This window comes from Candidatus Viridilinea mediisalina (assembly GCF_002532535.1).
Classification (GTDB): Bacteria; Chloroflexota; Chloroflexia; order Chloroflexales; family Chloroflexaceae; genus Viridilinea; species Viridilinea mediisalina.
In genome coordinates, this window is sequence record NZ_NQWI01000214.1 from 1 (window position 1) to 3,561 (window position 3,561).

2 protein-coding genes and 1 pseudogene are annotated in these 3,561 nt (G+C 57.9%); all 3 read right to left on the reverse strand.

The genetic code is table 11. From position 1 onward, the window contains the following. Positions 1 to 798: 798 nt before the first annotated feature. Complete coding sequence (gene miaA, locus CJ255_RS21365; protein WP_097646101.1) at positions 799 to 1,659, reverse strand: tRNA (adenosine(37)-N6)-dimethylallyltransferase MiaA; 861 nt, start codon at positions 1,657 to 1,659, stop codon at positions 799 to 801. Between the two features lie 341 nt (positions 1,660 to 2,000). Continuing rightward, on the reverse strand, positions 2,001 to 3,038 hold the full coding sequence (locus CJ255_RS21370; protein ID WP_097646102.1) for a sigma-70 family RNA polymerase sigma factor: 1,038 nt from the start codon (positions 3,036 to 3,038) through the stop codon (positions 2,001 to 2,003). A 243-nt stretch (positions 3,039 to 3,281) separates the two neighbouring features. Further along, positions 3,282 to 3,428, reverse strand: a pseudogene (locus tag CJ255_RS21375) (pseudouridine-5'-phosphate glycosidase); the annotation flags it as partial. Positions 3,429 to 3,561 lie beyond the last annotated feature (133 nt).

The following is a 3,561-nucleotide window of genomic DNA, read 5'->3' on the forward strand; positions in this document are numbered from 1 at the left end:
GTTAGCGCGAAAAAGCTCTGGGCCGTGACGTTGGCTGAGCCTGTCGAAGCCAACGTCGCGGTGGCTTCGACAGGCTCAGCCAACGCGACGCATCCCTACGAGCCCAAGGCTTTTTCGCGCTAACAAATAGTGCCGCACGCCTCTAGGAGGTAGAACGTGAGAAAATAGAAAATAGTGCCGAGCGCCTCCTGCTCAATCTGGTACATTGTAGCATGCGCAGGCTCATTGAGTATGGGAAGCAGTTGCTGCGTTTCTCTGCGTTCTTTTGTGGCGATGCACAACAAGCGAATGGTAAGGGAGGCGAATGTTGTTGATTGCCCCGTTGCGTTGCCGCCCTGGGAGAAGGTTCGTAGGAACATTCCTGTTTGCGCCGTAGGTAGTGCCGACGTTAGTCGGCTTCCCATCGCTGCCAAAGACCTCAGCCGACTAACGTCGGCACTACGATGCCTGTCGGCTTCCCATCGCTGCCAAAGACCTCAGCCGACTAACGTCGGCACTACGATGCCTGTCGGCTTCCCATCGCTGCCAAAGACCTCAGCCGACTAACGTCGGCACTACGATGCCTATGAACCATGTACTATTCAGCATGACAAGCTGCTGGGATACGTAACAATTTCTGCTTCCCTAAGTCTGTCCCTCTGTTCCCCTGTTCCTCTGTTCCCCTGTTCCCCTGTTCTGCTGTTCCCCTGTTCCCCTGTTCTGCTGTTCCCCTGTTCCCCTGTTCCCCTGTTCTGCTGTTCCTCTATTCCCCTGTTCCTCTGTTCCTCTGTTCCCCTGTTCCTCTATTCCCCTGTTCCCCTATGGTGTCCAGACCTCAACATGGGGTAAGCGCCGAAACCAAGCAATTTGGCGGCGGATGAAACGATGGGTATCGAAGATCAGGCGTTCGCGGCAGGCTGCAAGGCTGCTTGTGCCTTCGAGGTAGGGGCGGAACTGGATGTAGCCCAAGCTGGACATGGCGGGCAGATGCCAATGGTAGCCCTGTGCAACTAGGTTGGCAACCTCTGCAACGAGCCCTGCGGCGAGCATCGCGTCTACGCGGGCATCGGCGCGGGCATAGAGCTCCTCACGGGGGCGCGTGAGCCAAATAGTACGGATGCGATACGGGGGCGGGCGGCGGGTCTGCTGGGCCGAGATGGGCTCTCCGGTAATCAGGTAGACCTCTAGGGCGCGCACGATACGCCGCAGGTTGTGGGGGCCAATCTGGGCAGCAGCAGTTGGATCATGTTCAGCCAAGCGAGCATGGAGGGTTGCCACGCCCAGCGTAGCCGCCTCCTGCTCCAAGGCGGCACGCAAAGCAGGCTGGGGGGCCACCCGAGGAATCTGCCAGCCCTCTAGCATGGCCGCGAGGTATTGGCCAGTTCCGCCCACCAACAGCGGCATGCGCCCGCGCGCGAGGATGTCCTCAAGCGCAGCAGTGGCCAACGTTTGGAAGGTAGCTAACGAAAACTCCTCATCGGGGTCACGCAGATCAAGCAGATGGTGGCGTGCGGCAGCCTGTTCCTCCGCCGTAGGCTTGGCAGTGCCAATATCCATGTGGCGATAGATCTGGCGCGAATCGGCAGAAACGATTTCACCGCCCAGTTGTTGGGCCAACTTAATTGCTAGGGCAGTCTTGCCCACTGCGGTCGGCCCAACAATGGCGGTGAGGAGTGGCATATTTGTTCAACGGTAATGCAGTGTAGTGTCGACTTTAGGGAAGCAGAAATTGTTAAGCATCCCAGCAGCCTGTCATACTGAATAGTTCATGGTTTACGACTATCGTAGTGCCGACTTTAGTCGGCTGAGGTCTTTGGCAGCGATGGGAAGCCGACTAAAGTCGGCACTACGACGGCGTAAACAGGAACGTTCCTACGAACCTTCGCTCAGGGTGGCAACGCAACGGGGCAATCAACAACATCCGCTTCCCTTAGTTGGCTGAGATCGCCAACAACCCCCGGAGGCCGACTAAAGTCGGCACTACGACAGTAACGCTGAAAGTGCGTTTGAAACCATCGGTATTACTCTAGGTAATCGCGCAGATGCTGGCCAATATCAGGGCTGCGCAGGCGGCGCAGAGCTTCGGCCTCGATCTGACGGGCACGCTCGCGGGTCATACCCAAGGTACGTCCTACCTCTTCAAGGGTACGGCGGCGGCCATCAAGCAGGCCGTAGCGCAGATCGATAATGCGGCGTTCGCGCTCATTGAGGTGATCCAGTGCAACCGAGAGGTCGCGGCGCAACAATTTGGACGAGGCGCTATCGGAGGGTGAGGGTAGCTCCTCATCGGTAAGAAAATCGCCAAGGGTATGTTCGCCCTCATCGCCGACGGGCGTCTCGAGCGAGACCGGGCGGCGGGCGGCTTCAAGGATGCGGCGGATGCGCTCGACCGGCTGCCCCAGGGCTAGAGCGATCTCTTCAGGGGTGGGCTGCCGCTCAAGGGATTGGGCCAGCCGTTCGGTCGTGCGCTTCACTTGGCTTACCGATTCACTCATATGCACAGGCAAGCGAATGGTGCGCCCCTGTTCGGCAATCGCACGGGTAACGGCTTGGCGGATCCACCAAGTGGCATAGGTGCTAAAACGATTGCCCTTGCGATGGTCAAACTTCTCGACGGCACGCATCAGGCCAATATTGCCCTCTTGGATGAGATCAAGCAGCGAAAGACCCCGGCCCACATATTTCTTTGCGATACTCACCACAAGGCGCAAGTTGGCCTGGATCAGATGGCGTCGCGCATCGTGGCCAAGCTGCACATCCTGCACCAGCGCAAGGCGCAAGGCCCACGTCAGTTCATATGTCTCGGTTAAACGATCCTCAGCCGCATTACCACGCTCAATCCGTTCAGCCAGTTCAACCTCCTCGCCCGCAGTCAGCAACGAGACGCGACCAATCTCTTGAAGGTAGTGCTGAACCGCATCGAGGCTTGGTTCACCCGAACGTCTATGCTCAACACCATGTTCTGGCTCATCACATTCAGCCAGGGGCTCCAGCTCTGCGTCCTGCTCCAGGGTCTGCGGTTCGGTCAGTTCCCAAACGGGCGACGTTCGCTTGAGCATCGTTTAGCTCCTAGCCTTGGATAAAAGGGTACAGAAGACAGCTCCTCCCCAAGGAGAAGGAGCAATGCCCTCAGAAAATGATCTTCACTTACACTCAACAGTGCGGGGTTAAGTGGGGCGGGGGGGATGAGAGGTGCATGCAATCGTCAAGAATTTATTGACTGCGAAGTTGAGTATAGTTGTCGAAATGCAACTTGTCAAGTACTTTGCGGTGCAAATCTTGAGGAATTATATGTCAATTTTTCACCAAGGCTGGTTAGCCGCAGCGACCGCGACCGCACCGGCAATAGCGGCATTTTGGCGTAACAATGCGACATTCGTTGCCACACTCTCCCCATTCGTCGCCTCAGCTATGGCAGCAAGCAGGAAAGGAGTTACGTCAGAACCTTGCGTCCTCACGTCCTCGCCTCCTCGCGTCCTCGCGTCCTCGCCTCCTCACCTCCTCACGTCCTCGCGTCCTCGCGTCCTCGCGTCCTCGCGTCCTCGCGTCCTCGCGTCCTCGCGTCCTCGCGTCCTCGCCTCC

Coding starts and splice junctions, on each gene's coding strand:
- miaA (WP_097646101.1), bottom strand. CDS start 1,659: ATGCCACTCCTCACCGCCATTGTTGGGCCGACCGCAGTGGGCAAGACT.
- CJ255_RS21370 (WP_097646102.1), bottom strand. CDS start 3,038: ATGCTCAAGCGAACGTCGCCCGTTTGGGAACTGACCGAACCGCAGACC.